We start from the raw sequence: 26,309 nt of genomic DNA, 5'->3' as shown, positions 1-26,309 counted from the left end.
ATAGGTTGTTCACGATACGGACCAACTTCGGTCACGGACGGTCATCGGTGGCTGAATCCATACCCCTGCCGACCTCGCTCCCTCACGAGCCGCCGCCGCAGCTGGACCCTCCGCCGCAACTCGATCCGCTGCTGCAGCTGGACCCACTGCTGCCGCAGCTCGACCCACTGCTGCCGCAGCTCGATCCCGAACTGCACGTGGAGCCCGTCCCCGAGTCACCGCCCCCGCCGCTGGACCCACCGCAGCTCCCACCCCCGGGGCCCGCCCCGGCGCACCACACCACCGGCACGAACGCGACGGCGGCGGCGGACGAGGACGAGGAGACCGACGAGGAGCGTCCCGCGGGCCGCTGCCTGGCCGCAGCCACCAACTGCCCCTGGAGCTCGGGGTCGGGGAGCGCGGCCAGTCCCCGGGTGGCCACCAGGTGGGCCGGGTCGGTCACATGGGCGTTGGCCGCCCGGCAGCTGTCGGCGGCCCTGCGTCCCGCCCTGGTGAGCCGCGCCCTGGCCGACGCCGCGGTGACCAGACCGACCACGGTCCCGGCCGCGAGCGCGGGCAGCACCTTCACGATGAACGGGAACGGTAGGTCCGCGAACCCGTCGTGCAGGGCGTACTGCGCGACGGTCAGCGCGATGGCGACCGGGAATCCCACGATGCATCCGATGCCCAGGGTGAGCGCCCAGGCACGGCGGGCGCGGCTCTCGCCGGGCGCGACCAGCAGCCCCCGGGCGGCCAGACCGTCGCCGATCTCCTGCACCGCCGGATGCCGCATCACGGCCTCCCGCAGGGTGTGCAGGGCGCCGCTCGGGGCCGCGGCCAGCTCCTGGAGCACGGCGCGCTCCACGGCGTCCCGGGCCTCGGGCCGCTGGACCACGACGATGCCGGGTCCACCGATGCTCAGCCGCCCGTCCGTGTGCATGCGGGTGAGAGCGGTGTCCACGACCCTGGCCGGGCCGCCGCTGAGAAAGGCCTCCTCGGAGAGGTCGTGCACATACGCGGTGGTGCCGTTGTCCCGCAGGCCGGCGCGGCGCGTCGCGACGACCAGGAGCGTGCAGGAGACGGCCACGGCCAGGGTCAGCAGAAGAGCAAGAGCGTTCATCCGAAGTCACCTTCCGAGCAGGGCGGTACGGGCGGCGTGGACCAGGCGGGCCCCTCGGCGCGGCGGGTGGGGGGCGGCGCGCTCCTGCCACCAGCGGGTCAGCTTCCGGCGGGCCGCGTCGTCGGCCGGGCGGCCGGTGGCGAGCAGCTGCTCGGCGAAGCCGAGCGCGTCACGGCGGTAACCGCCGGACATCGGCCGGTTCCTGGCGTACGCCAGGAACGCCTTCCGGTAGCCGTCGCCGAGGATATCGGGCAGCTCCGGTGCGACCTTGGCGACGACGTCGGCCCGCTTCGCGGCCAGGGCGCGGCTCTGCACCCCGAGGCGCCGGTGGTCGAAGCCGTCCGGGGCGGGCGTGCCGGCCACGAGCGAGGAGAGCAGCGCGGTCTGCGCCACGGCGGTCCGGTCGCGGGCCCCGGCCGCGCGGACGGCCGGCTCCGGCGGCCGGGAGGGCCGCTTCCGGCCGGCCCCCGGCGCGGGGGCCGCGGCGGCCAGGGTGGAGCGGATCGCGGTCAGTTCGCCGGCCAGCTCGCCGGCCGGGGGGAAGTCGTCGTCGCGCTCCAGCAGGACCCCGGGCGGGTCCACACGGGAGCGGAGCTCGCCCAGCACCTCCAGGACGGGGCGCGTCACGGGGTGGGCATGCGTGTCGTGCCAGACGCCGTCCCTCTCGACGCCGCCCGCCACATGGACGTACGCGATGGCCTCCACCGGCAGTTCGTCGAGCGCCGTCGCGGGGTCCTCGCCGCGGTTCACGTGGTTGGTGTGCAGATTGGCGACGTCGATCAGCAGCCGTACGCCGGTGCGCTCGACCAGCTCCGCGAGGAACTGGCCCTCGGTCAGCTCCTCGTCGGGCCAGGAGATCAGGGCGGCGATGTTCTCCAGGGCCAGCGGGACGGGCAGCGAGTCCTGCGCGATCCGCACGTTCTCGCAGAGCGCCTCCAGGGCGTCCCAGGTCCTCGGCACGGGCAGCAGATGGCCCGCCTCCAGGACCGGTGACGCGGTGAGCGGCCCTCCGGCGCGCACGAACGCGATGTGCTCGGTCACCAGGGGGGTGCCCAGCAGCTCGGCGCGTGCGGCGAGGCCGGCGAGACGGCCGGGATCCGGGCGCTCGGCCCCGCCCAGGCCCAGCGAGACCCCGTGCGGGACGACCGTGACCCCGCGCTCCCGGAGGCGTACGAGGGACTCGGGGAGATGGTCCGCGCAGAGGTTCTCCGCGACCGCCTCGACCCAGTCGATCCCCGGCAGCGCCTCGACGGCGCCCGCGATCTCCGGCCGCCATCCGATGCCGATCCCCAGCTTCATGGTGTCCCCTCCCCGTCCTGTGCAGGGGTCATGGCCCCGTCGTGCGGCGGTGAACCCGGAAGGGGGGACGTTCAGAGCTGAATTTGAGGTTCCCGGAACAGGTCCGAAGTGCGCCGTTATCTGATCGTGATGCTCCTTGAGTGCTCAGCGGCACCCCACCGACCTGCGGAAACGCGGAGTAACACAGATTTGCCGACGAGCCGGACACTCCGGATTAATTCCACGGTCTGTTGACGGAGATCAACGGGTCTTCGCATGCTGATCGACATGCCATCCAAGGACGGCCGCACACTCCCGGCGGGGTGTCCGGGCCGGCACCGCACGACCGCCGCGCCGCGCATCCCGTAGCGCCCGACGCGGGCGTGGACCGCCGCCCGGCTCCGCCTCCACCGGCGCGTACGTCCGCGCCGGAGAAGCCGAAATCGACCCGACCGAAACCGGCCCAGGAACGGGCCGGACGATCCGCCGTGCCCGCCGACGGTCCTCGCGGACCGGCACGGCGTCCTGGACGAACGAAGGAGAACGTGAGCGATATGACCAGCACCGAGAACAGACCGCACCTCGGCCGGCGGTCCCTGCTGGCCCGTGCCGCCGGAGTGGGAGCGGCGGCCGCGCTGCCCGTGGCCGCCGCGCCGGCGGCGCAGGCCTCGGCCGCCCCGGCTCCGGGCCCCGCCGCTCCGGCCGCGGGGAAGCGGCGGTACCCGGCGAACTGGCCCGATCCCGAGCCCTACGGCCTCGCGGACACCCGGCAGGACCTGTGGCCCCGTGAGGACAACTCGTTCGTCCTCCCGCTGGAGCTGCGCCCCCGCGACAAGGAGCGCGGAGTGGTGTGGATGCGGGACACCTACGTCAACTGCTTCGTCGTGGACGGCCGTCCGCTCTACGTCGCCACGGGCACCACCCGCGTGCCCGGCCTCGAAGCGGCCGGCCCGTGGAACGACGGCATCTTCGTCTGGGTGGCCCGCTCCCTCAAGGGGCCCTGGAAGCTGGCCGACACGACCGGGATCCGCCCCGGCGCGGAGAAGGGCAAGGTCTGGTCGCCGGAGTTCACCGACGAGAACCGGCCCGGGCGCACGGTCGTCGCGCCGTGGCAGGAGTACTGGTACGACGAGGAGTTCGGCAAGCGCGGCCAGGCGTGGGCCCCGGAGCTGCACCATTTCCGGGGGAAGTGGTACATCGTCGCGTGCATGGGGGACCACTCCGAGAAGGTGGGCTCGTTCATGCTCGTGAGCGAGGGCGGGGTCGAGGGCCCGTACCGGCTCGTCGAGGGCAACCTGGAGAAGCCCTTCGGTGAGTCGTTCATCGGGGGGCCGGGCTTCATCGAGCCCGGTGCCTACCACCACATCGACGGCAGCCTCTACAGCGAGGGCGACGACGCCTGGCTCGTGCTGCACAACAACCTGTACGCGAAGTTCCGCGACGACATGGAGGACATCGTCCCGACGACGGGCCTCCCCGCGTTCCGGCAGACCCCCTACGCGCCCGAGCCGTATCTCGAAGGCGCGTACGTGTTCAAGCACGGGGGGAAGTACTTCCTCCTCCACGCCGCCTGGGACCGGACGTCCGTCGAGGCCGACGGCACCGCGCGCCAGGCCTACGACCCGGGCGGCACGGGCCGTGTGCAGTACCAGTACGACGCGGTCGCCGCCGTCTCGGACACCTTCGAGGGCCCCTACTCCGAGCGCTGGACGGTCGGCGTCGGCGCCGGGCACAACAACTTCTTCGAGGATTCCCGCGGCGACCTGTGGGCGACGTTCTTCCGCAACCCGAATTTCGGCCACTGGTCCAACCCGTCACGGCTCGCCGACGCGGCCGTGCCCGGTGTCGTGCGGGTGGAATGGACGGGTCCGAAGGGCAACCGCCTGTACGTCCAGCGCCGCGACCGTGACTGACGGGCCCTACGGCTGAGGCAGCGGAGCCATCGTCGGTGGCACCGGGCGGGAGGTGAAGGACTGGTCGCCGCTCGGGGTCACCGGCACCGGGATCTGCGGGACACCCGCACCGGAGGACACGGGAGGCCCCGAGGGGCTGGCCGTCGAAGCGCCGGCCGCTTCGCGCGCCAGGCCGTCGAAGTCGACGAAACCGGTGCGCTCCAGCATCGTGATGTGGTCGAGCACGGTCTGGTTGGCGTCGGAGGCCAGCTGCCGGATCAGCGAGTTGCGCGTGGTGTGCCGGACCTGCGCGATCAGCGCGAACACCTTGCCGTGCGCGGCGCGCAGGAGGTTGGCGAACTTCTGCTCGTACTCCTGGCCACTCGCGGCGGTGAGCTCCCTGAGCCAGCCCTGCTGCTGCTCGGTCGGCTGGTTCGGGAGCTCCACCCCGAGCTTGGCGGCCACGTCGCGGGCCCGCCGGTCCAGGTCCGTGTGACCGACCACCAGGTGATCGCCGGCGAGCTTCACCCCCTCGCTCGGTGCGCGCTCGATGGCCTGCTGCCCCGCGGGCAGCTCCCACAGCCCGGCGAGACGCACCTTGACCAGGAAGTCCCGGTCGGTCGCGGAGAGCGGGCCCCACTGGGTCGCGACGCTGGAGGCGTTCAGATTGGCCTCGCCGGTGCCGGAGCGGTCGGCGTACGACCACACGGGAAAGGCGAGCGCGCCGAGCGTGGCGACCAGCGCGGCGATGATGAGGGCCGTTCCGTTGACGTGTCGCAGCAAGATGTCTCCCGGGCCGGTGCGTGACAGGTCGAATCAACCGCCAACTGACTCGGCGTTCAACCTACTTGGCGGTAATGCCGGTGCGGCAGTACGGGGAGATACGTATATCGGCGCAGGGATGTTCAGCCGGGCGGGAATCAGTGGGTGTGCCACCCGCCCGGCCGGGCGGGTCAGCGGCGCAGGGCCGGGTGGTCGGCGACGACCGTGCAGGATCCCGGGGCGATCTCGGTGAATCCGGCGTCCCGCACCACCGGCAGTCCGCCGGCGGTGAGTTCGCGCCAGCGGGCGGCGTCCGGGGTGGCGACGGAGAGCGGGAACCCCGCCTCGCGCCACGCCTTGCGCTCCGTGTCCGACAGCTCCCACCAGGCGAGCTGGGCGCCGTGGCCCGCCTGAGCCATGGCCTTGCCCGCCGACATGTCGACGTCCGGACTCATCCACAGCACCGGACCGGCCGGATCGGGCGCGGCCGGAGGCTCCGGGTCGTCCAGGTCGGTGCCCGACACCTGGAGCTTGGCCAGCTCCTTGGGCCAGCCGTCCAGGGGCACAGGCGGGAACACCCGGACCTCGGCGTGCTCGCCCGTGACCGTGATCCCGGGCAGCACGGAGGCCTTGCGCCACTCCGAGCCGCGCGCCCGCCGCACCACCTTGCGGATCCGGGCGTCCTGCCAGTCGCGCATGACCTGCGCCCACTCGCCCTCCGCCCCGCCCTCGTCCTCACCGAGCGAGCGGGGGTCCGAGAGGATCGTGAGCACCGCGCGGGCCGCGGTCACCAGGGCGTCGTTGCGCGCCGGAGGGTCGGTCTTCTCGAGGTGCACCACCAGCGGCAGGACGAACTGCGGGGCTTCGTCACGGGCCGTCGGCTCCGTACGGAACGGGCTGTCGCCGGAGGCCTCCGGCGCGGCGGGAAGGGGCTCAGGAATGCTGTCGCTGCTCACGCGTCCAGTCTGCCAGGCCCCTCCGACAACGAGTTCTTGGCGGAACAGAGGGCTCCGGGTGAGGATGCGCGCTATGAAGAGCGACCTCTTTTCCAGCGAGCACACGGCGCAGCAGGCCACCGCCCCCGGCATGACCCTGCAGAACGCCAAGTCCATCAAGTACGCCGTCAACGGTGAGATGCACGCGCGCCAGGGATCCATGATCGCCTTCCGTGGCGATCTCCGGTTCGAGCGCAAGGGCCAGGGCATCGGCGGCATGCTCAAGCGGGCCGTGACCGGCGAGGGACTGGCCCTGATGGCGGTCACCGGCCAGGGAGAGGCCTGGTTCGCCCACGAGGCGGCCAACTGTTTCATCGTGGAGATGGAGCAGGGCGACGTCCTGACCGTCAACGGCCGCAACGTCCTCTGCTTCGACGCCAGTCTGTCCTACGAGATAAAGACCGTGAAGGGTGCCGGAATGACCGGCGGCGGCCTCTTCAACAGCGTCTTCAGCGGATACGGCAAGCTCGGCCTGATCTGCGACGGCAACCCCATCGTGATCCCCGTCACGGCGCAGCAGCCGGTGTACGTCGACAAGGACGCGGTCGTCGGCTGGAGCGCCCAGCTCTCCACCTCCCTGCACCGCTCGCAGAGCGTCGGCTCCATGGTGCGCGGCGGATCCGGAGAGGCGGTCCAGCTGATGCTCCAGGGCGAGGGGTTCGTGATCGTACGCCCGAGTGAGCTCAAGCCGGAGAAGTCGTCCTCTTGATCCTTCGAGGAGTGGGCCGCCGGTACGGCCTGCGCGGCCCCTGGGTGCTGCGCGGGCTCGATCTGGAGCTGCCCGCGGGCTCCCTGGTCCGGATCGAGGGTGCCAACGGTGTCGGCAAGTCGACACTGCTGAGGCTGCTCGCCGGCATCGACGCGCCGACCGAGGGACGCCTCACGGACCGGCCGCGCACGGCGTACGTCCCCGAACGCTTCCCCGCGGCACTGCCGTTCACCGCGGCCGGCTACCTCATCCACATGGGCCGCGTCCACGGGCTCCCGACCGCCGAGGCCGCCGTGAGGGCCCAGGAGTGGCTGGCGCGCTTCGGGGCCGCCGGGCACGCCCGTACACCTCTCGCGGAACTCTCCAAGGGGGCCAGCCAGAAGGTCGCCGTCGCCCAGGCGCTCATCGCCGAGCCGGACCTCCTCGTCCTGGACGAGGCCTGGACCGGGCTGGACACCGCGGCCCGCGACGAACTGGACCGCGCCGTCGCAGAGCGGGTCGCCGAGGGCGCCACGGTGGTGTTCGTCGACCACGACCCGAGGCGGCTCGCCGGGGCGGCCGACCTCGCGTACCGGCTGGAGGACCGCACGCTCACCCCGGCGGCGGATTCGCCCGGCGATACCGGCCCGCACGTCCGGATCGAGGCCACAGGCCGCCCGTCCGCCGCCCTCCCGCCAGGACTGCCGGGCGCACCCGTGGTGGAACGGGACGCAGGGAACCCGGCCGCGGTCCGGCTGACGACCACCACGGCGCACTCGGACACCGTGCTCCACGCCCTCCTCACGGCCCGTCCGCCGTGGCACGTCACCGGGCTCTCACAGCTCCCCGCACCGGTCCCGGCCCCCGTCCCCGGTGCCACGGACGGGGCGGCCGTGGATCTGATGCCCCGTCCGGCTCCCGGCCCGGGGCCCGGGGCCACGGTCGCTCCCGTGCCGGAGACGGTCTCCCGCCCGGCCCGAACGGTCCGTTCGCCGGTGGGCGCCACGACCGCCGTGATCCGGTACCAGGCCGCGACGCTGGCGCGCTCCCAGCGCTGGCTCGCGCCCCTCCTCCTGTACGCGGCGGTGCTCGGCGTCGGCGTACGGGCGGGGCAGCCCCTGCTGGACTCGCTCGGTTACGCCGCCGCGGCGCTGCTCCCCGCGGCCGCCTGGTTCGTGCGGCTCTGCGTCACCCAGGAGCCGCTCGCCGCCCGGACCGTCACCGCCTCCGCCGTCGGGCCGTCGCGCGCCCATCGCGCCTCGCTGCTCACCGGCCTGGGGTGCGCGCTCACCCTGGGCGCCGCGGGTGCGGGGATCGTTCTGCTGATCAGCGAACCCGCCGGCACCGACCACACCGTCGCCGTCCCGCTCCTGCCCGCCGCGCTCGCCGGACTGCTCGCTGCCGGGTGCTCCGCGCTGCTGGGAACCGCGGTCGGGGCGCTCTGCGCCCGGCCGGTCCTGCACCGCCACGGCTGGTCGCTCGCCGCCACCGTGCTCGGCGCGCTGCTCGCCCTCGTGACCGACGGCTCTCCCGCGAAGGCCGCGGTGACGGGCCTGGTCTCCGGTTCGCTCACCGGCACGGTGCGGATGCCGGTCCTGCCCCTGGCGGGGGCCCTCGTCGTCGCCGTCGCGGTGGCCGCACTCACGTCCCGGATCGCCGCTCTGCGCGAGTGAGTACGCTCGGGCGTATGGACGATGCGTACTGCGAGACGCCCGCGCCGGACCCCGCACCTGTGGACGCGGGCCCGCCGTACGCCGAGTGCGTGCTGTGCCGGAAGCCGACCGAACACCCGGAGTCGGCGAAGGGCGCCACCCTCTGCCCGGTCTGCGCGTGGCAGGAGGCGGGGCGTACCGCCTGTTCCGGCTGACGTGCGGGCGGGGTGTGCTCAGCCGCGCATCAGCTCGGAGACCTTGACGAAGCGGTAGCCGCGCTCGCGCAGCTCCGGGACGATCCGGCGTACGGCGTCGTCGGTGACGGGCGCCGCGCTGCGGGTGCAGTGCATGACCACCAGGGACCCCGGCTCCACCCCGTCCAGCACCTGCTCGGCCACCGCGTCCGCGTCCGTGGCGAAGGCGTCACCGCTGACCACGTCCCACTGGACCGCGGTCACCCCGGTCGGGCCCAGGGCCCTCAGCGACGCGTCGTCGTAGCAGCCGCCGGGGAAGCGGAAGTACGGCACGACGTTGCGCGCCCCGGTCTTCCGGATCGCGGTGAAGGCCCGCTCCACATCGCCCCGCATGTCCGCCTTCGCGACGGCCGGCAGGCCGTAGCAGGGGGAGGAGAAGGCGTAGTGGCTGAACGAGTGATTGGCGATCTCGAACAGGGGATCGGTGCCGATCGAGCGGGCCTGGGCGGGATACTCCTGTGCCCACCTGCCGGTCATGAAGACCGTCGAGGGGACCTTCAGCCGGCGCAGCGACGCGATCAGCCCGGGGTTGTCGAAGCGCTCGCCGTCAGCGGCACGCGGCCCCTGATCCGCCGTCATGTCCGCGTCGAAGGTGAGGGCCACGACCTTGTCGGCCCCGCCCGCCTCGCTCCGGGCGCCGGAGCCCTTGCCGGTCCCGCCGGCCCGTCGTTCGAAGACCGGCGTGAGACCACCGGGGCCGGGGGCCAGGACGGGCGGCTCGCTCTCCGGAGCCCGCGACGGGGAGGTGGGCCCCGTCGCGGGTTCCGTCGCCGGTGAAGGCGAGGCCGTCGGGTGCGCGGCGGTCGTGGCGCGGGTCGCCCCGGAGCTTCCGCAGCCGGTGAGTACTCCACCCACCACAGCCAGCACGATCATCGTACGAACGGATTTGATCATCGAAGGACGCTAGCCGTGGTTCGGCGGATCGTGCTCACGGCGCTCCGGCCGCCGGCCGGCCGGGCAGCCGGATCACCCGACTGCCCGTACCCCCGTCAGCGCCAGGGGCCCGTCACCGCGAACGTCGTCCCCGGCGTGTAGCAGTTCACGAACATCGTCCCGCCGTCCGGTGAGAACGTGACGCCCGCGAACTCGCCCCACTCCGGCTCCTCGGCCGTCCCGATGTTCTGCCGGCCGCGCGCCATCGCGTAGACCTCGCCGCGCCGCGTCACCCCGAGCACGTGCTGTGCGCCGCCCCCGTCCTCACAGACCATCAGCCCGCCCCCGGCCGCGAGGCAGATGTTGTCCGGGGACTCACCGGGCAGCTGGACGTCGGTGTCCGGGCCGAAGACGATCACCAGGGTGAGCCTCCGCCTCTTCGGCTCGTACCGCCACACCTGGCCGAAGTGGTCGGCGGCCGACCCCTCCGAGCTGTGCGCGAAGCTGGAGGCGAAGTACACCGAGGAACCGCCCCAGTAGCAGCCCTCCAGCTTCTGGGCGTGCGTGATGCCCTTCGGCCCGAAGTCCTGCAGTCGGATCGGCGTCTCCGCCGCCTGCGGGTCGGGTACGGGGACCCACTCGATCCGGTCGAAGCTCGCACCCGTCTCCTGGATCACGGAGAGGTCGGGCACGCCGGGTACCCGCATGGCCTCGAGCACGCCGCCGGCCCGCAGGGAGCCCGTGCCGCCGAGCGGCTTCTCGGGGAGGAAGCGGTAGAAGAGCCCGAACGGCTTGTCGAAGGCGTCCTCCGTCTCGTACACGATGCCGTTCTGCGGGTCGACCGCGATGGCCTCGTGCTGGAAGCGCCCCATCGCGGTCAGCGGTACGGCCCCGGTGCGGCGCGGATCGGCGCCGTCCACCTCGAAGATGAAGCCGTGGTCCTTGGTGTAACCGTTGGTGCCGGCCCTGTCCTCGGTCTCCTCGCACGTCAGCCAGGTGTTCCAGGGGGTGGGCCCGCCCGCGCAGTTGACGGCCGTGCCCGCGATGGCGACGCGCTCGCCGTGTACGTTGCCGCGGCCGTCGAGTTCGAGGGATGTACAGCCGCCCTTGCCCATCGGGTCGTAGGTGAGGCCCTCGATCGTGGGCACGCCGATCTTTCCGGTGCTGCGGTTCTCGTGATTGCGCACGAGGTGGACGCGGCCGTTGCGGCCCGCGAAGGCGGCCATGCCGTCGTGGTTGCTGGGAACCTGGCCCTCGCCGGAGCGGAGCTGGTCGCCCTCCCGGGAGAGCACCCGGTAGCGGAAACCTTTCGGCAGATCGAGCAGGCCGTCGGGGTCCGGCAGGAGGGGGCCGTAGCCGCTGTGCCCCCTGGCGTCGGCGGTGCCGGAGAAGAGTTCGGTGAAGGCCCCGGTGAAGGCGACCGAGGCTGCGGTGGCGGCGCTGCCGGCCAGGACCTGTCGTCGTGTCGCGAGGTGTCGAGATGTGGATGACATGAGGCAACTCCCTGTTGGCGGACAGGTGAAGTGACGTGCTCGGTCAGGCCTGCCCCGTGGGCCGCCCTCGTGAACACTGTCATGCTCATGTACATGGCTGGATTCGCCGGAGCGCGCCGGTCGAGCGGCGGCCGTGCCCCGTCACCCGCAGGCGCCGGTGATCCACTGGTGCGAGCGCGGTGCGCGGCCCTGCGTGTAGTTGCCGCCCCGGCCCTGCGGGGTGCGTCCGACGCGGTTCGTGTACGTGGTGCCCGAGTAGTGGGCGACGCCGGACTCACCGCTGGTGCCTGCGTTCCACACGGACCTGGCCAGGGTGCCGTTCTTGGCCCAGGAGCACTGGATGTCTCCGGCGTACCGGTCGGGACCGGTGTCGAGCCAGGTGCACTTCGTGCCGCCGTGGTTCGCCGGGCGACGACCGCCGCGCGGGCGACGGCGAGTCCGAGCGCGGCTTTGTCCCGCTGGATCCGATTCAGGCAGTGCACCTTCACGGGACCGATGCGTTCCGGTGAGCGCGGAAGTCAGGGCCCCGGGGTGGCGCCCTTGCGGCAGTGAGTATTCCTGCCGAAGGAGCCCGACTGCGGTGCCGAGGAAGGAAATCGCTGCCCCCGAGTGCAGGATGCTGCCAGCCCGAGTGGAGCCGGGATCCGGGCGGCGCGGCGATGGCCGCACCGGCCGGACGCACACGGTCCCCCGGGAGGCGGGCCTCCCGGGGGACCGTGTGCGGGTGGTTCTCAGGCCAGCGACGCGGTGAGCGTGATGGTGGTGCCCGAGAGCGCCTGGCTGACCGGGCAGTTCGCCTTGGCGTCCTCGGCGGCCTTCACGAAGCCCGCCTCGTCCAGGCCCGGGACCTCGCCCTCCACCGTGAGGTGGATGCCGGTGATACCGGTGCCGGGCTGGAAGGTGACCTCGGCCTGGGTGTTCAGCCGGGTGGGCGGGGTGCCCGCCGTGGCCAGGCCGTTGGACAGGGCCATCGAGAAGCAGCTGGAGTGCGCGGCGGCGATGAGCTCCTCGGGGCTGGTCTTGCCGTTCGCCTTCTCCGCGCGCGACGGCCAGGAGACCGGGTACGCCCCGATCCCGGAGGAGTCGAGGGTGACAACGCCGTTGCCCTCGAGCAGGTTGCCTTCCCAGACCGTGTGCGCCTGACGCGTGGTAGCCATGCTGGATCCCTTCAAACGGTGTGCGCGGTTGGTACGGGCGTACGCGGCACCCGGAGGCACGCGTACGCCCTGCAACCCCCGAACCTACTGCGCCACCAGTCCCTTTGCGTCACGCGCCAGCGCCGTCAGCCGCGAGATGGCCCGGAAGTACTTCTTCCGGTACCCGCCGTTCAGCATCTCGTCGCTGAACAGCCGGTCGAAGGGAAGGCCGGAGGCGAGCACCGGGACCTCGCGGTCGTACAGCCGGTCCGCGAGGACGACCAGGCGCAGCGCCGTCGACTGGTCGGGCACCGGCTGCACATCGGTGAGGCAGACCGCGGTGATCCCGTCCGTCAGCGCGCCGTACCGGCTCGGGTGTACCCGGGCGAGGTGGTCGAGCAGGGCGGGGAAGTCGTCGAGCGAGGATCCCGGAGTCGCGTACGCGGCCCTGGTGACCTGGTCGTCGGAGTACGGCGGCGGCGCCTCGGGGAGCCCTCGGTGGCGGTAGTCCTCGCCGTCGATCCGCAGCGGCCGGAAGTGCGAGGACAGTCCCTGGATCTCGCGGAGGAAGTCGGCCGCCGCGAAACGGCCCTCACCGAGCTTGCCGGGCAGGGTGTTCGAGGTCGCGGCCAGCGCGACACCCGCCTCGACGAGCCTGCTGAGCAGGGAGGACACCAGGACCGTGTCACCCGGGTCGTCCAGTTCGAATTCGTCGATGCAGAGCAGCCGGTGTCCGCTCAGGGTCTGGACGGTCTGCTGGAAACCCAGCGCGCCGACCAGGTTCGTCAGCTCGACGAAGGTGCCGAACGCCTTGAGTGAGCGGTCGGCCGGGGTGGCGTGCCAGAGAGAGGCCAGCAGGTGCGTCTTGCCGACGCCGTACCCGCCGTCGAGGTAGACCCCGCGCGGGCCCGCGGGCGCGGCCGCCTTCCTGCCGAACCACTTCCGTTTGCCGGAACCCGTGGCATGCGCCCCGCCGAGCCCCGCCGCGAACGAGCTGAGGACCTCGACCGCCTCGGTCTGGCTCGGCTGGTTCGGGTCGGGTACGTACGTATCGAAACGCACCGAGTCGAAGCGCGGCGGCGGCACCATCTCCGCGACCAGACGGTCGGCGGGGACGCGCGGCTCGAGGGCGCACAGGGACTGCGGGGCCGTTTCGGCTATGGGGCTCTGCCCCGGCACGGCTGTGGAGGACGACACAACCATCCACTCTAAGGGCCGTGCCAGACTGCTGGGCATGCGACGCCTGCTCCCTGTGACGGACCTGACAACCCCGCCCGCCGCCCCCGCGGCCGCCGACCGCGAGTGGACGCTCGACGAGCTGGCGGACGCCTACGCCTATCCCGACGGCGAGCGCCCCTGGCTCCGGGCCAACATGGTCTCCACCCTGGACGGCGCCGCCCAGCACGACGGCCGCTCCCAGGGCATCTCCTGCCCCACCGACATGCGGATCTTCGGCACCCTGCGGGGCCTCGCCGACGTGGTCGTCGTCGGCGCCGAGACGGTGCGCCTGGAGGGCTACCGGCCGACGCGGGCCCGCGAGGCCTTCGCCGCCCGGCGCGAGGCGGCGGGCCAGGGCCCCGCCCCGGCCGTCGCGGTCGTCAGTGCGAGCCTGGACCTGGACTTCTCGCTCCCGCTCTTCGTCTCGCCGCTGGTACCGACCTTGGTGGTCACCGGGGCGACGGCACCCTCGGACCGCGTCCGGGCGGCCCGGGAGGCGGGGGCGGAGGTGCTGTTCGCCGGGGACGGCGCCGCCGTCGACCCGGCGCGTGCGGTCGCCGCACTGGGCCGGCGGGGCTTCAGCCGGCTCCTCACCGAAGGCGGACCGCGTCTGCTCGGCCAGTTCGTGGCGGCCGGGGTGCTGGACGAACTCTGCCTGACCGTGTCCCCGCTGCTGACCGCGGGAGACGCGCAGCGCATCGCGGGCGGTCCCGCAGTCACCGTGCCGGAACGTTTCTCCCTCCTCTCGCTCCTGGAAGAGGCAGGATTCCTCTTCACTCGGTACGGGAAGATCTGACACTTAGCGGAATTACCCGTTCCGGTTAGCTCCGGGTGGGCACACTTAGTCCTGCTACCCCCTGCAATTGCGGGGAAGGATGGTTTCAGCAACAGCGGTCGCCCCTGCGGCCGACGAGATGAAGCGGAAGGGCGCCTGTCGTGTTCACAAGCGTTTTGATGATCGAGAAGCCCCTCACTCCCGAGGACGTGGAATTCGTCACGACCCTCCACGGCGAGGAGCGGATCTCGTTCGTCGTGCTGATGCAGCCCCGCAGTGACCAGGCCGACGTGCTGCTGCGCGCGATCGACGACGTGGCGATCGGCGAGTTGCGGGAAGCCGTCCGTGAAGGGGAGCAGCCGGAGGGGAAGGAGGCCAGGGAGCCCGCCGAGATGGCGCTGGAGTTCTCGCTCCGGGAGCTGCGCGAGGCGGGGTCGGAGGCTGTCGGGCAGGTGGTCGAGGACCACCCCCTGGACAAGCTGAAGACCGTGGTCGACGACTCCGGGGCCGACGAGGTGATCGTCCTGACGGCGCCGCACTACGTCGAGGAGTTCTTCCACCGCGACTGGGCGTCCCGAGCCCGCCACAAGGTCGGCGTACCGGTGCTCAAGCTCTTCGCGCACAGCGAATAGGCTGGGGGCCGACCCAGACCCACCCCACAGCTCGGGAGAGACACGTATGGCACCCGGTATTCCTGCCGCCCTGGAACGGCCGCACTTCATCGGCATCGGCGGCGCCGGAATGTCGGGCATCGCGAAGATCCTCGCCCAGCGCGGCGCGAAGGTGGCGGGCAGCGACGCCAGGGAGTCCGCCACCGCCGAGGCCCTGCGCGCGCTGGGAGCGACCGTCCACATCGGGCACGCCGCCGGACACCTGGCCGACGACGCGACCTCGGTGGTCGTCTCCAGCGCCATCCGCGCCGACAACCCCGAGCTGGTCCGCGCCGCCGAGCTGGACATCCCCGTCGTCCACCGCTCCGACGCGCTCGCCTCCCTGATGGACGGCCTGCGCGCCATCGCGGTCGCCGGCACGCACGGCAAGACGACCACCACGTCGATGCTCGCCGTCGCCCTCTCCGAGCTGGCCCTCGACCCCTCGTACGCCATCGGCGGCGACCTGGAGGGCCCCGGCACCAACGCCACGCACGGCAACGGCGACATCTTCGTCGCCGAGGCCGACGAGAGTGACCGGAGCTTCCAGAAGTACGCCCCCGAGGTCGCGATCGTCCTCAACGTCGAGCTGGACCACCACGCGAACTACGCCTCGATGGACGAGATCTACGAGTCCTTCGAGACCTTCGTCGGCAAGGTCGTCCCGGGCGGGACCCTGGTCGTCGCCGCCGACCAGCCCGGCGCCGTCGAGCTGACCCGTCGGGTCCGCGAGCTCTCCTCCCTCACCGTCGTCACCTACGGCGAGTCCGAGGGCGCGGACGTACGCGTGCACAAGGTCACCCCGCGCGGCCTGACCAGCGAGGTCACGGTCGTCCTCAACGGCAAGTACCTCACCTTCACGGTCTCCGTCCCGGGCCGCCACTACGCGCACAACGCGGTCGCCGCGCTCGCCGCCGGTGTCGCCCTCGGGATCCCCGCGCACAATCTGGCCTCCGCCATCGGCAAGTACACAGGGGTCAAGCGGCGCCTCCAGCTCAAGGGCGAGGCAGCCGGTGTCCAGGTCATCGACTCGTACGCCCACCACCCCACGGAGATGACCGCCGACCTGGAGGCCATGCGCGGCGCGGCGACCGATGCCCGCCTCCTGGTGGTCTTCCAGCCCCACCTTTTCTCCCGTACCCAGGAGCTCGGCACGGAGATGGGCCAGGCCCTCGCCCTCGCCGACGCCTCGCTGGTCCTGGACATCTACCCGGCAAGGGAGGACCCGCTCCCGGGCGTCACGAGCGCACTGATCATCGACGCCGCGAAGGCCGCCGGTGCCGATGTCACGGCCGTGCACGACAAGGCCGCCGTCCCCGCGGCCGTCGCGGGAATGGCGAAGCCCGGCGATCTGGTTCTCACCATGGGAGCGGGCGATGTCACCGACCTCGGCCCGCAGATCCTGGACCACCTGTCGAGCTGAGGGAGCCACCGTGTCGTACGACGTCGAGAAGCCGGACGAGCAATGGCGGGCGGAACTGACGCCCGCCGAGTACGCGGTGCTGCGCAAGGCCGGCACCGAGCCCGCCTTCGTGGGTGAGTACACCGACACCAGGACGGCGGGGGTCTACTCCTGCCGTGCCTGCGGTGCGGAGCTGTTCCGCTCCGACACCAAGTTCGAGTCGCACTGCGGCTGGCCGTCCTTCTACGACCCGAAGGACACCGACGCGGTCGAGCTGCTCCAGGACAACACCCTCGGCATGGCCCGCACCGAGGTGCGCTGCGCCCGCTGCGGCTCGCACCTGGGGCACGTCTTCGAGGGCGAGGGCTACCCGACGCCCACGGACCAGCGCTACTGCATCAACTCGATCTCGCTGACGCTGGCGCCGGACGAGAGCTGAGCGGCCGCACTCCCGGTGCCCCCGGCCCTCGGGCCGGGGGCACCGGTGCGCTCACGTCTTCACGAGCTCGACCGGCTCCCGCTGCAGCCGCTCGCCCTCGATGTCGGGCAACACCCGGTCCACGGGGCGGGGCAGCCACCACGCCGCGCGTCCCAGAAGGTGCATGACCGCCGGTACGAGGGCCATCGCCCCCGGCGCACGTGAACCGCTGTCGCTTCCGTCCGTCACCTGTGCCGCCTTCATCCGCAGCCTTGTCCGGCGCGATCCGGGCGAAGACCCTAGTCCTCGTCGGACCCGGACCCGGACTCCGCGGCCGCCTCGGCCCGCAGCAAGGGGTGCACCACCCCGGGGAACACCCTGGCCCGTACGACCTCCTCGGCCGCACCGCCCTGCACCACCGTCTCGGCAACGCCCCACGGGCGTCCCGCCAGGTGGACGGTGAGCGTGTACGACGACGAGCAGCCCATGCACTCGTAGCGGTCCGCCCAGACCTCGACGTCCGTGACACTGCCCGGGTAACGCTTCACGTGCCGGTGCCGGGCATGGCAGTGATCGCACGTCTCGCCCGGCTCACACGTACCGCCGCACGGGCACGGCACGTCCAGCGACTCCGCGGGCTGCCACCGCTGGACGAGCCGGGCCTCGCGGGTGGCGCCCATGTCCTTCATCGCCTTGAGGTTCCGCGCGGCGACGTTGTACGACTCGCCGGTCGCGGCCATCCGGTCCCGGATGACGTCCTTGCGTCCGCGGTTCGTCGTCATGCCGTCTCCTCCTGGGGTGTCACGCAGCCCACCAGGAGGCACACGAGATCAGAACATCCCACGGTACCCGCCGCCAGGAGCGTCCGGCGACCTCGTCACGCCCTCCGGACCCGCCCCGCGATGCGTCTGCCGAGGCGCCCCAGGGAGCGGGGCGGCCGGTTCCAGGTGCGGAACGCTTCGAGGGTGCGGCTGCTTCCCTCGCGTTCCACGGCCTCCTCCACCGCCGCGAGCCCCTCGGGGGACAGGGCGCGTACCGCGGGGCGCAGCACCTCATCGAGCAGCGCGGTCCGGGTCCGGGTCCAGCCGGCGCCCGCGTGCGGGTGGGCGTTCCATACGGTGAAGCAGTCCGCCACGTACGCGGGATCCGCCCGCAGCAGCGCCAGGACCGCTTCGCGGCGGGCCGCCCTGCCGTACGCCGCGATCAGGTCCTCGTCCTCGCTGTGCACGAACGCGTAGAGCTCGTCCCCGGGCCGGTCCGGAGCGAGCAGCCGCTCGGACAGGGCGCCCAGGGCGTGCTCCAGGGCCAGGGGCTCCGCCGGTCCGGCCTGGCCGCGCAGCGTCCGTACCCGGTCCGTCCAGCCGGGTTCGGCCGTTCCCGAGCGCATGTCGCGCGCGAAGTCGAGCAGCATCAGGCAGCCGCGTACCCGGGCGCCGATCTCCTGCGGAAAGCCGCGCAGCAGGTCGTGGGCCAGCTCGGGGGCGTCCTCGTCGCCGACGGGCGCGGCGAGCGCGGCGTCGACCAGGTGCGCCCACGTGCCGGCCGTCCGGTGGGCGTCGGACGTGGTCTCGCCCAGCAGCGACCGGGCCTCGCCCGCCGTCGGGGTGTCCTCGCCCCACACCAGGCCGACGGCTGTCCGTAGCACCAGCGGCTCGGCGAACGGGGACATGCCCGCCGCGCGCAGCACCGTGTGCAGGACCCCCACCCGGTCGGCGCCCCGTGCCTTCGCCCCGGGTGCCTCGGCGCACATCCGCAGATGCGGCAGCGTCTGGGTCCCGGTGAAGGGCAGGGCCACCCGGACCAGCAGCCGTTCCGTGTCCGCCGGGCGGTCCGGGGTGAGCCGGTCCAGCTCACCCAGGAGCGCCGTACGGACGTCGAACTGCTCGTCCAGCAGATCCGGCAGCGCACGGCACGCGCCGGCCTCTGGGTCGTCGAGCAGTGCGCGCGCCAGCCGGCCCACCACGCCGGGAAACAGCTCCGCGCGGTCGACGCCGAGCAGCCGGGCGATCCGCATCAGCTGCACGGTCCGGGCGACGCCCCCGGGCGACGCGGCCGAGAGCTCGGCCAGCAGCTCGTCGCCGAGCTCCTCGACCAGTGCGGCGAGCGCGCGCTCCCCCGCGGGCTCCTCGAACGCCGAGCGCGCGGGCGGCTCCAGGTCCACATCGCCGCCCCGCACCGCCTCCGTCACCAGCAGCGCGGCCAGCGGCGCGGTGACGGCGGCGGGACAGCGGCCGTCGAGCGCCGTCAGCAGCCGGAGCGCCGCCGCGCACTCCGCGGCCGTACGGTCGTCGGCGGGCGCGGTCAGGGCGTCGGTCAGCTGGCGGGTCCGCTTCTCGTCCAGCGCGTAGGGCCGCTCGGCCGCCCAGTCGGCCGCCGCCGCCCGCCCGTCGGACCCGAGCGCGATGCCGGCACCCAGCGCGGTGACGGCGAGCGGCCCTGCGGCGAACGGCTCGCCCGGCAGCTCCGCCGCCTCCCGGAAGAGCTCCGGTGACCGGCTCCGCCAGATCCGGGCGGCCGTCCCCGCCCACGCGTCGTCCACCGTCCCGGAAGGGCGCGGGCCGGAGGAGGCGTGCACGCGGAAGCGGGGGTCGCTGATGTCGGGCGCGTCCTCGGGAAGGACACCGATGACCTGGTGCGTGGTGAGTCCGGGGTGCCGGGTGTACGTGGTGAAGGTCAGCCGCTCGGCATGCTCCGGGGGCAGTACGGCGGTTGCCAGCGCGACCCACCGGGCCACGTCCGCGCTCTGCCGCTCCACGAGCACGACCGGCGGCGCGGACGGGTCCTCGCTCACCCGGCGCAGATCGCTGAGCACGGCGGCGAGCCACGGGCTACGGGCCACGGCGAAGTCGCCGAGGCCTTCCCGGGTGAGCCCCCGCGAAGGGCCGTGCGCGGTGAGCATGGAGGTCAGGGGATCGGGCGGCATACGGTCCGGCGTCGCGGAGAGCCACCCCGCGGCCCCCCACGCGGCGACCGGCAGCACCCGGCCGGGTATCGGCGTGCCGGGCAGGAGATGTACGGCGTGGGCGTGGAACCCGCCCGTGCCCGTGGGCACCGTACGGCTGAGCAGATGGCTGCCGTCGGAGAGCAGGGCGAAGCCGAACGCCACCGGCAGCGCGCGGAGTCCGGCATCGGCGAGCCGCTCGGGGGTGCCCGCCGGAGCGTCGTACGCCAGGATCGGTGCGGCCTCCGCGCGCACCGGCCCGGGTATCGCGGGGTCCACGGCGGTGAACCGGCCGGAGGGCACCCCGTCCCCGGACACGACGGAGGTGTAGTGCAACTGCGGGAGGCTCATGCGTAGGCCCTCATCGTCCCTGCCACGTGCGTCCCCGTCACACGCACCGGCCGCCGCTCGCCGCCCTGTCGGTGCGGCCCGGCCCGGCGGAGCGACGACCCCGGCGGGGAGCTTTCCGTAGTCGTGCGGGCGACGCTATCAAGCCCTGACGCCCCGTTGGGCCCCACGGAGGCGGAGGACGCTCTAGGTTGACCGTATGACCGAGGTGACGCTTTCCGCGGGAGTGGTGGAGTACGAGGACACCGGTGGCGACGGGCCCGTGGTGGTCCTGCTGCACGGGGTGGCGATGAACGGCTCGCTCTGGCGCCACGTCGTCGCCGGGCTGCGCACCGGCTACAGGTGTGTCGTGCCCACGCTGCCGCTGGGTGCCCACCGCAGGCCGATGCGCCCGGACGCCGATCTGACGGTGCTCGGAGTCGCCCACCTGGTGGCGGAGTTCCTGGAGAAGCTGGACCTCCGGGACGTCACCCTGGTGATGAACGACTGGGGCGGGGCGCAGGCCCTCGTCGCGGAGGGCCGGGACCAGCGGATCGGCAGGCTGGTGATCACGTCCTGCGAGGCGTTCGACAACTTTCCGCCAGGACTGCCCGGCCGCAATCTGTACGCCGCGGCCAAGGCGCCCGGCGGGCTGCGGCTCGCCTTCGCCCTGCTGAAGCTGAAGCGGATGCGCCGGCTCCCCCTGACATGGGGATGGATGAGCAAACGGCCGGTTCCGCACGACGTGATGGACGAGTGGTTCCGGCCGCTGTGGACCTCCGCCGCGATCCGGCGGGATCTGCGGGCGTACGTGCTCGGGGTGCCGCCCAAGGACGAGCTCCTGGCCTGGGCGGAGGCGCTGCGCACCTTCGACCGCCCCGCGCTCGTCGTCTGGGCGACGGAGGACAAGGTCATGCCGCTCGCCCACGGCCGGAGGCTGGCGGAGATGCTGCCCAAGGGCGAACTCGTGGAGATCGCCGACAGCTTCACGCTCATCCCCGAGGACCAGCCCCAGCGGCTGAGCGATGCCGTCAAGGCGTTCGTACCGCAGTCCTGAACGCGCCCCGGCCGGGGCGGGAGACGCGGACACGCGCTTCCAGCACCCGGCCGGGGGCGGACAGGAGGAGCCTCAGCTCTCGACGGCCGCGGTGCGACTGCGCATCCCGAACCCCGCCAGCAGCGCGCCGACGGCACACAGGACCGCGGTGACGGCCACCGCGGCGTGGACGCCGTTCATGAAGGCGTTGCCGCTGCCCTCGATCACGGCGGCCCTCAGCTGGGCCGGCATGTCGGCGGTGACCGGCGAAACACCCATGGACACGGCGTCCTTGGCCTCTTCGAAGCCGGTCGCCGCCTCGGTCGGGACACCGGCGGAGGCCAGCTCGCCGGTCAGCGTCGAACCCACCTTGCCGCTGATCAGGGAGACCAGCACGGACGTGCCGAGCGCACCGCCGATCTGCAGCGAGGTGGCCTGGAGGCCGCCCGCGACGCCGCCGTCCTTCCGCGGGGCGTTGCCCACGATGGCGTCGGAGGACGCGGACATCACCATGCCGACGCCCAGACCGATGGCGAGGAACGGCGGCCACATCGCGGTGAACGCCGAATCCGCGTCCCAGGTCAGCATCCACAGGGAGGCCGCCGCCTGGAGGACCATGCCGGCCGGCATGGTCACCCGCGGGCCGAAGCGTTGCGTCAGGGCGGCGCCGAGCGGTGCCGCCACCACGGTGGCCAGACTCAACGGCAGGGTGCGGACGCCGGCCTCGACCGGGGTGAAGCCGCGCACGTTCTGCAGGTACAGCATCACGAAGAAGATGACCCCGAGCATCACGAAGAAGTTGATCGCGGTGACGATCGTGCCGATGGTCAGCGAACGGTTGCGGAAGAGGCGCATCGGCAGCAGCGGGTGCTCCTGGCGCGTCTCGTACCAGCAGAAGACGGCCAGCACGGCCAGGCCCGCGACGATCGACCCCAGCGTTCCACCGGAGGTCCAGCCCCAGGTCTCCCCCTTGACGACGCCGAAGATCAGGGCGACCAGGCCGACGGCGAGCAGGAGCACGCCGGGAACGTCGAAGCGGTGGTTCCCCGTGGAGTCCTTGCTCCTGGGGAGGACGAACAGGCTGAACGCCAGCGCGAAGACGCCGATGGGGGCGTTGATGTAGAAGACCGACTCCCAGTTGACGTGCTCGATGAGCAGTCCGCCGACGATCGGGCCGAGGGCGGTGGAGCAGGACGCCACCATGGCCCACAGGCCCACGGCCATGCCGAACTTCTGGGGCGGGAACACCGCGCGCAGGAGGCCGAGGGTGTTGGGGATCAGCAGGGCGGCGAAAAGACCCTGGACCGCCCGGAAGGTGATGACGCCCCCGATCGAACCGGAGAGGGCGATCGCGACCGAGGCCAGTGTGAAGCCGACGGTGCCCGTCATGTAGACCGTGTGCCGCCCGAAACGGTCACCGAGCTTGCCGCCCAGGATCAGCAGGGCGGCCATGGCGATCAGATAGGCGTTGGTGACCCACTGCAGGTCGGCCGTGGAGGCGCTGAGGTCCCGGCCGATCTCGGGGTTGGCGATCGCGACGACGGAGGAGTCGAGGTTGACCATGAACAGACCGATGGCCACGGCGATCAGTGTCAGCCAGGGGTTGGTACGCCTGCTCCGGAGCACGTCGGGCGGACTGCTCTCGGGCAGGGTGGAGGTGTCCACGGTGGTGGAGGACATGCGGAAGCCTTGTCTGTGGAACTCGGTACGGGTGAAGGGACTTCGGGGCGACGCGAAGACGCGCCCCGGCTGCGGCGGCCGCGCCGCAGGCGTGCCGGGGACCCGGTCGCGGCCGGGCCCGGAGGTGGCGGAGTCAGCCGAGGGGGGAGTGGAGGCCCCGGTTCAATGAGGTCAGTGCGCCCAGGGCGGCACCGAGAGCGTCGAGCTCCCCCTCGGTGAGGGTGCGCAGTGCGCCTGCCAGATGGGCTTCCTTGAGCCCCCGGGCCTCGGCGAGCCGCTGCCGGGCCGTGGCCGTCGGGTGCAGATGTGCGACCCGCTTGTCGGTCGCGTCCTGCCGGCGCTCCAGCAGTCCCCGGTCGGTGAGCTGGGAGACGAGGGCGCTGACGTTGTTCGGCTTCATCAGCAGCGCTTCGGCCGCATCCCTGACGGTGATCCCTTCGCGCTCCTCGACGAGGAACAGCAGCGCCAACTGGCCGTCAGGGAGCCGTGGATGCGGGAAATCGTGGGCGACCTTCCGCTCCAGACCCCGGTGCAGCGCAGGCAGGGACGCCACGAGCGCGGAGGCTACGTGGTCGATGTCCTGGTCGGGCGCGGTGGGGTCGGGCACGCCCGCAGCATAGGTACCGGAAGATAGCTATGTCAACATACCTAAATATCGGGCGGTCCGCCGGGTGGTATATGTGCCGTGAAGAGAGCCCCGAGGCGCCGCGCACGCGGTCGAGAGAAGGACCGTGGACAAGCCGACGCACCTGATCGAATTCGAGGCGATGCTGCTCGGGCGGCACCTCCAGCCGGGCGCGTCCCGGTCGAGGCGCGGCGGCGGACACCTCGACCGCAGCGCGTACACCCTGCTGAGCCGGATCCGTATGGAAGGCCCGATGTCCATCGGGCAGCTCAGCGACGCCTTCGGCCTCGACGCCTCCACCCTGAACCGGCAGACCGCCGCCATGCTGCGGGCCGGTCTGGTCGAACGCATCCCGGACCCCGACGGGGGCATCGCCCGCAAGTTCCGCATCACCGGTGCGGGTGAAGACAGTCTCGACGCGGAGCGTGCGGCGAACATCAGCGGCCTGGAGCGGGTCATGGCCGACTGGTCGCCCGACGAGGTCGCGGCCTTCGCCGCGTACCTCAAGCGCTTCAACGGCGACATCGAGAACCTCGACGGACGGCCCTGGCCCCGGCCCTGAGCGAGAACGGCGACCGTTCCGTCACGCGCGTGTCCCGCTTGTCGCACGGGCGCAACAGTCCGCCGGATCGGCGAGGTGTGAAGCGAAGCTGCGGCGGCGCTTAAGAAATCCTCGATGGACCTGCGGTCCGGGGTGCGGCAAGGTCTCTGTGACGGCAGCGAGCGGCGGATGACGCGCTCACCTGCTCCGTCACCCCCCCCAGCCACTCCGGGCCGCAGGCTGCCTTCGGCATGCCCCCTGCCCGGGGTGTTCACCAGGTACCAGGTACAGGGAGCCGCAGCTGTGAAGGCACTCGTGAAGCACAAGGCCGAGCCCGGACTGTGGCTGATGGACGTGCCGGAGCCGGAGACCGGCCCCGGGGACGTGCTGATCAAGGTGCTGCGCACCGGGATCTGCGGCACCGACCTGCACATCCGCGACTACGACGGCTGGGCGCAGCAGGCCGTGCGTACCCCGCTCGTCCTGGGCCACGAGTTCGTCGGCGAGGTCGCCGGGATCGGCGCGGACGTCGTCGACATCAAGATCGGCGACCTGGTCAGCGGCGAGGGCCACCTGGTCTGCGGGAAGTGCCGCAACTGCCTCGCCGGTCGCCGGCACCTGTGCCGCTCCACCCTCGGGCTCGGGGTCGGCCGCGACGGGGCGTTCGCCGAATACCTGGCGCTGCCCGCGTCGAACGTCTGGGTGCACCGGGACAAGGTCGACCTCGATGTCGCCGCGATCTTCGACCCGTTCGGCAACGCCGTGCACACGGCCCTCTCCTTCCCCCTGGTCGGCGAGGACGTGCTGATCACCGGCGCCGGCCCGATCGGCATCATGGCCGCCGCCGTCGCCCGCCACGCGGGCGCCCGCAACGTCGTCATCACCGACGTGAGCGAGGCGCGGCTCGACCTGGCCAGGAAGGTCGGGGTGGACCTCGCGCTGAACGTCGGCGGCGCGACCATCGCCGACGGCCAGCGCACCCTCGGACTGCGTGAGGGCTTCGACATCGGCCTGGAGATGTCCGGACGCCCCGAGGCCATGCGGGACATGATCGCGAACATGACGCACGGCGGCCGGATCGCGATGCTCGGACTGCCGTCCGCCGAGTTCCCCGTCGACTGGTCCCGCGTCGTCACCTCGATGCTCACCATCAAGGGCATCTACGGCCGCGAGATGTACGAGACCTGGTACGCCATGTCCGTACTCCTGGAGGGCGGCCTCGACCTCGCCCCCGTCATCACCGGCCGGTACGGCTACCGCGACTTCGAAGCCGCCTTCGACGACGCCGCGAGCGGTCTCGGCGGCAAGGTCCTGCTCGACTGGACCGCCTGACGCTCCTCGTACGCCCTCACATCCACCCGGGAGACACCAGCCATGTTCGACTCCGTACGCGACGACCTGCGCACCACCCTCGACGAGATCCGCGAGGCCGGACTCCAGAAGCCCGAACGGGTCATCGGCACGCCGCAGTCCGCCACCGTCGCCGTCACCTCCGGGGCGCGCGCGGGTGAGGTCCTCAACTTCTGCGCCAACAACTACCTGGGCCTCGCCGACCACCCCGAGGTCGTCGCCGCCGCCCACGAGGCACTGGACCGCTGGGGCTACGGGCTCGCGTCCGTCCGCTTCATCTGCGGCACCCAGGAGGTGCACAAGGAGCTGGAGCAGCGGCTCTCGGCCTTCCTCGGCCAGGAGGACACGATCCTCTACTCCTCCTGCTTCGACGCCAACGGCGGAGTCTTCGAGACCCTCCTCGGCCCCGAGGACGCGGTGATCTCCGACGCTCTCAACCACGCTTCGATCATCGACGGCATCCGCCTCTCCAAGGCGAAGCGGTACCGCTACGCCAACCGCGACATGGCCGACCTGGAGCAGCAGCTCAAGGAGGCATCCGGGGCCCGCCGCCGGCTCGTCGTCACCGACGGTGTCTTCTCCATGGACGGCTACGTCGCCCCGCTGGCCGAGATCTGCGACCTCGCCGACCGCTACGACGCCATGGTCATGGTCGACGACTCGCACGCCGTGGGCTTCGTCGGCCCCGGCGGCCGTGGCACCCCCGAACTGCACGGGGTCATGGACCGCGTCGACCTCGTCACCGGCACGCTCGGCAAGGCGCTCGGCGGCGCGTCCGGCGGTTACGTCGCAGCGCGCGCCGAGATCGTCGCGCTGCTGCGCCAGCGCTCGCGTCCGTACCTCTTCTCCAACTCGCTCGCCCCGGTCATCGCCGCCGCCTCTCTCAAGGTCATCGACCTGCTGGAGTCCGCGGGCGACCTGCGTGAGCGGCTGAATGCCAACACCGCGCTCTTCCGCTCCCGGATGACCGAGGAGGGCTTCGACATCCTGCCCGGCGACCACGCCATCGCTCCCGTCATGATCGGGGACGCGGCGAAGGCAGGCCGGATGGCGGAGCTCCTCCTCGAGCGCGGTGTGTACGTGATCGGGTTCTCGTACCCGGTCGTCCCGCAGGGGGCCGCGCGCATCCGCGTCCAGCTCTCCGCCGCCCACTCCACGGACGACGTCAACCGCGCCGTGGACGCGTTCGTCGACGCCCGGGCCGCCCTGGAGGCGTAGAACCGT

At 72.3% G+C, this 26,309-nt stretch carries 26 protein-coding genes; 12 read left to right on the top strand and 14 right to left on the bottom strand.

The window, feature by feature from the left end:
- Positions 1-82 precede the first annotated feature (82 nt).
- Together ACIBCU_RS18895 and ACIBCU_RS18890 are read right to left on the bottom strand one after the other, a co-directional pair.
- Positions 83-1,099, bottom strand: coding sequence for a TIGR04222 domain-containing membrane protein (locus tag ACIBCU_RS18895; RefSeq protein WP_399232523.1), 1,017 nt, complete (start codon positions 1,097-1,099; stop codon positions 83-85).
- A gap of 6 nt (positions 1,100-1,105) precedes the next feature.
- Positions 1,106-2,398, bottom strand: coding sequence for a DUF692 domain-containing protein (locus ACIBCU_RS18890; RefSeq protein WP_399232521.1), 1,293 nt, complete (start codon positions 2,396-2,398; stop codon positions 1,106-1,108).
- A gap of 533 nt (positions 2,399-2,931) precedes the next feature.
- Here ACIBCU_RS18890 and ACIBCU_RS18885 point away from each other — a divergent pair.
- Positions 2,932-4,290, top strand: coding sequence for a family 43 glycosylhydrolase (locus ACIBCU_RS18885; RefSeq protein WP_399232519.1), 1,359 nt, complete (start codon positions 2,932-2,934; stop codon positions 4,288-4,290).
- A 6-nt stretch (positions 4,291-4,296) separates the two neighbouring features.
- Here ACIBCU_RS18885 and ACIBCU_RS18880 read toward each other — a convergent pair whose 3' ends face one another.
- Together ACIBCU_RS18880 and ACIBCU_RS18875 are read right to left on the bottom strand one after the other, a co-directional pair.
- Positions 4,297-5,049: a DUF4142 domain-containing protein gene (locus tag ACIBCU_RS18880; RefSeq protein WP_399233050.1), complete on the bottom strand. Its 753-nt coding sequence runs from the start codon at positions 5,047-5,049 to the stop codon at positions 4,297-4,299.
- A gap of 173 nt (positions 5,050-5,222) precedes the next feature.
- Positions 5,223-5,987, bottom strand: a complete 765-nt coding sequence (locus tag ACIBCU_RS18875; protein ID WP_399232517.1) for a peptidyl-tRNA hydrolase — start codon at positions 5,985-5,987, stop codon at positions 5,223-5,225.
- Positions 5,988-6,060: 73 nt separating this feature from the next.
- Here ACIBCU_RS18875 and ACIBCU_RS18870 point away from each other — a divergent pair, with 73 nt between their 5' ends.
- From ACIBCU_RS18870 to ACIBCU_RS18860, 3 genes are read left to right on the top strand one after another with little or no spacing between them, the layout of a single operon-like run.
- The gene (locus ACIBCU_RS18870) at positions 6,061-6,735 is read left to right on the top strand and encodes an AIM24 family protein (protein WP_399232514.1); all 675 of its coding nucleotides are present in this window, start codon (positions 6,061-6,063) and stop codon (positions 6,733-6,735) included.
- Complete coding sequence (locus ACIBCU_RS18865; RefSeq protein ID WP_399232512.1) at positions 6,732-8,387, top strand: ATP-binding cassette domain-containing protein; 1,656 nt, start codon at positions 6,732-6,734, stop codon at positions 8,385-8,387. Before ACIBCU_RS18870 ends, ACIBCU_RS18865 begins: the two co-directional genes overlap by 4 nt.
- A gap of 14 nt (positions 8,388-8,401) precedes the next feature.
- Positions 8,402-8,581, top strand: coding sequence for a hypothetical protein (locus ACIBCU_RS18860; RefSeq protein WP_362942399.1), 180 nt, complete (start codon positions 8,402-8,404; stop codon positions 8,579-8,581).
- A gap of 18 nt (positions 8,582-8,599) precedes the next feature.
- Here the strand turns inward: ACIBCU_RS18860 and ACIBCU_RS18855 are convergent, their stop codons facing one another.
- The 5 genes from ACIBCU_RS18855 to zapE form a co-directional block, all read right to left on the bottom strand.
- Positions 8,600-9,514: a polysaccharide deacetylase family protein gene (locus ACIBCU_RS18855; RefSeq protein ID WP_399232510.1), complete on the bottom strand. Its 915-nt coding sequence runs from the start codon at positions 9,512-9,514 to the stop codon at positions 8,600-8,602.
- A gap of 95 nt (positions 9,515-9,609) precedes the next feature.
- On the bottom strand, positions 9,610-10,986 hold the full coding sequence (locus tag ACIBCU_RS18850) for an alkaline phosphatase PhoX (protein WP_399232507.1): 1,377 nt from the start codon (positions 10,984-10,986) through the stop codon (positions 9,610-9,612).
- Between the two features lie 141 nt (positions 10,987-11,127).
- Complete coding sequence (locus ACIBCU_RS18845; protein WP_362942390.1) at positions 11,128-11,286, bottom strand: hypothetical protein; 159 nt, start codon at positions 11,284-11,286, stop codon at positions 11,128-11,130.
- A 431-nt stretch (positions 11,287-11,717) separates the two neighbouring features.
- Positions 11,718-12,143 carry an OsmC family protein gene (locus ACIBCU_RS18840; protein WP_362936546.1) on the bottom strand — a complete coding sequence of 142 codons (426 nt, stop codon included), beginning with the start codon at positions 12,141-12,143 and terminating at the stop codon, positions 11,718-11,720.
- A gap of 84 nt (positions 12,144-12,227) precedes the next feature.
- Positions 12,228-13,319, bottom strand: coding sequence for a cell division protein ZapE (zapE, locus tag ACIBCU_RS18835; protein WP_362936549.1), 1,092 nt, complete (start codon positions 13,317-13,319; stop codon positions 12,228-12,230).
- 37 nt (positions 13,320-13,356) lie between these two features.
- Between zapE and ACIBCU_RS18830 the strand changes: the two genes are divergently transcribed.
- The 4 genes from ACIBCU_RS18830 (at position 13,357) to msrB (ending at position 16,606) form a co-directional block, all read left to right on the top strand.
- Entirely contained in the window at positions 13,357-14,136 is a 780-nt protein-coding gene (locus tag ACIBCU_RS18830) for a pyrimidine reductase family protein (RefSeq protein ID WP_399232504.1), read from the top strand.
- A gap of 158 nt (positions 14,137-14,294) precedes the next feature.
- The gene (locus ACIBCU_RS18825) at positions 14,295-14,747 is read left to right on the top strand and encodes an indole-3-glycerol phosphate synthase (protein WP_362936555.1); all 453 of its coding nucleotides are present in this window, start codon (positions 14,295-14,297) and stop codon (positions 14,745-14,747) included.
- A gap of 46 nt (positions 14,748-14,793) precedes the next feature.
- Positions 14,794-16,188 carry a UDP-N-acetylmuramate--L-alanine ligase gene (murC, locus tag ACIBCU_RS18820; RefSeq protein WP_362936558.1) on the top strand — a complete coding sequence of 465 codons (1,395 nt, stop codon included), beginning with the start codon at positions 14,794-14,796 and terminating at the stop codon, positions 16,186-16,188.
- Positions 16,189-16,198: 10 nt separating this feature from the next.
- Positions 16,199-16,606, top strand: a complete 408-nt coding sequence (gene msrB, locus ACIBCU_RS18815) for a peptide-methionine (R)-S-oxide reductase MsrB (protein ID WP_362936561.1) — start codon at positions 16,199-16,201, stop codon at positions 16,604-16,606.
- A 51-nt stretch (positions 16,607-16,657) separates the two neighbouring features.
- Here the strand turns inward: msrB and ACIBCU_RS18810 are convergent, their stop codons facing one another.
- The 3 genes from ACIBCU_RS18810 to ACIBCU_RS18800 form a co-directional block, all read right to left on the bottom strand.
- Entirely contained in the window at positions 16,658-16,834 is a 177-nt protein-coding gene (locus tag ACIBCU_RS18810; protein WP_362936729.1) for a hypothetical protein, read from the bottom strand.
- Between the two features lie 50 nt (positions 16,835-16,884).
- Complete coding sequence (locus ACIBCU_RS18805; RefSeq protein WP_362936564.1) at positions 16,885-17,367, bottom strand: hypothetical protein; 483 nt, start codon at positions 17,365-17,367, stop codon at positions 16,885-16,887.
- A gap of 95 nt (positions 17,368-17,462) precedes the next feature.
- Positions 17,463-19,877 (bottom strand): GTPase-associated protein 1-related protein, encoded by a 2,415-nt coding sequence (locus tag ACIBCU_RS18800; RefSeq protein ID WP_399232501.1) that lies wholly within the window; start codon positions 19,875-19,877, stop codon positions 17,463-17,465.
- A 196-nt stretch (positions 19,878-20,073) separates the two neighbouring features.
- On the opposite strand from ACIBCU_RS18800, the gene ACIBCU_RS18795 reads away from it, so the two are divergent.
- The gene (locus ACIBCU_RS18795; RefSeq protein WP_399232499.1) at positions 20,074-20,910 is read left to right on the top strand and encodes an alpha/beta fold hydrolase; all 837 of its coding nucleotides are present in this window, start codon (positions 20,074-20,076) and stop codon (positions 20,908-20,910) included.
- Between the two features lie 72 nt (positions 20,911-20,982).
- Here ACIBCU_RS18795 and ACIBCU_RS18790 read toward each other — a convergent pair whose 3' ends face one another.
- Together ACIBCU_RS18790 and ACIBCU_RS18785 are read right to left on the bottom strand one after the other, a co-directional pair.
- Positions 20,983-22,569 (bottom strand): MFS transporter, encoded by a 1,587-nt coding sequence (locus ACIBCU_RS18790; RefSeq protein WP_399232497.1) that lies wholly within the window; start codon positions 22,567-22,569, stop codon positions 20,983-20,985.
- Positions 22,570-22,702: 133 nt separating this feature from the next.
- Entirely contained in the window at positions 22,703-23,176 is a 474-nt protein-coding gene (locus ACIBCU_RS18785; protein ID WP_362936576.1) for a MarR family winged helix-turn-helix transcriptional regulator, read from the bottom strand.
- A 160-nt stretch (positions 23,177-23,336) separates the two neighbouring features.
- Between ACIBCU_RS18785 and ACIBCU_RS18780 the strand changes: the two genes are divergently transcribed.
- The 3 genes from ACIBCU_RS18780 (at position 23,337) to ACIBCU_RS18770 (ending at position 26,303) form a co-directional block, all read left to right on the top strand.
- Positions 23,337-23,756 (top strand): MarR family transcriptional regulator, encoded by a 420-nt coding sequence (locus ACIBCU_RS18780; RefSeq protein WP_362936726.1) that lies wholly within the window; start codon positions 23,337-23,339, stop codon positions 23,754-23,756.
- Positions 23,757-24,038: 282 nt separating this feature from the next.
- Positions 24,039-25,067, top strand: coding sequence for an L-threonine 3-dehydrogenase (tdh, locus tag ACIBCU_RS18775; protein ID WP_399232494.1), 1,029 nt, complete (start codon positions 24,039-24,041; stop codon positions 25,065-25,067).
- 42 nt (positions 25,068-25,109) lie between these two features.
- Positions 25,110-26,303 carry a glycine C-acetyltransferase gene (locus ACIBCU_RS18770; RefSeq protein WP_399232492.1) on the top strand — a complete coding sequence of 398 codons (1,194 nt, stop codon included), beginning with the start codon at positions 25,110-25,112 and terminating at the stop codon, positions 26,301-26,303.
- Positions 26,304-26,309: the final 6 nt, after the last annotated feature.

It is taken from the genome of Streptomyces sp. NPDC051064 (assembly GCF_044455985.1).
GTDB lineage: Bacteria > Actinomycetota > Actinomycetes > Streptomycetales > Streptomycetaceae > Streptomyces.
The sequence above is the reverse complement of the archived record's forward strand: the minus strand, read 5'-3'. Positions and strand labels throughout refer to the sequence as shown.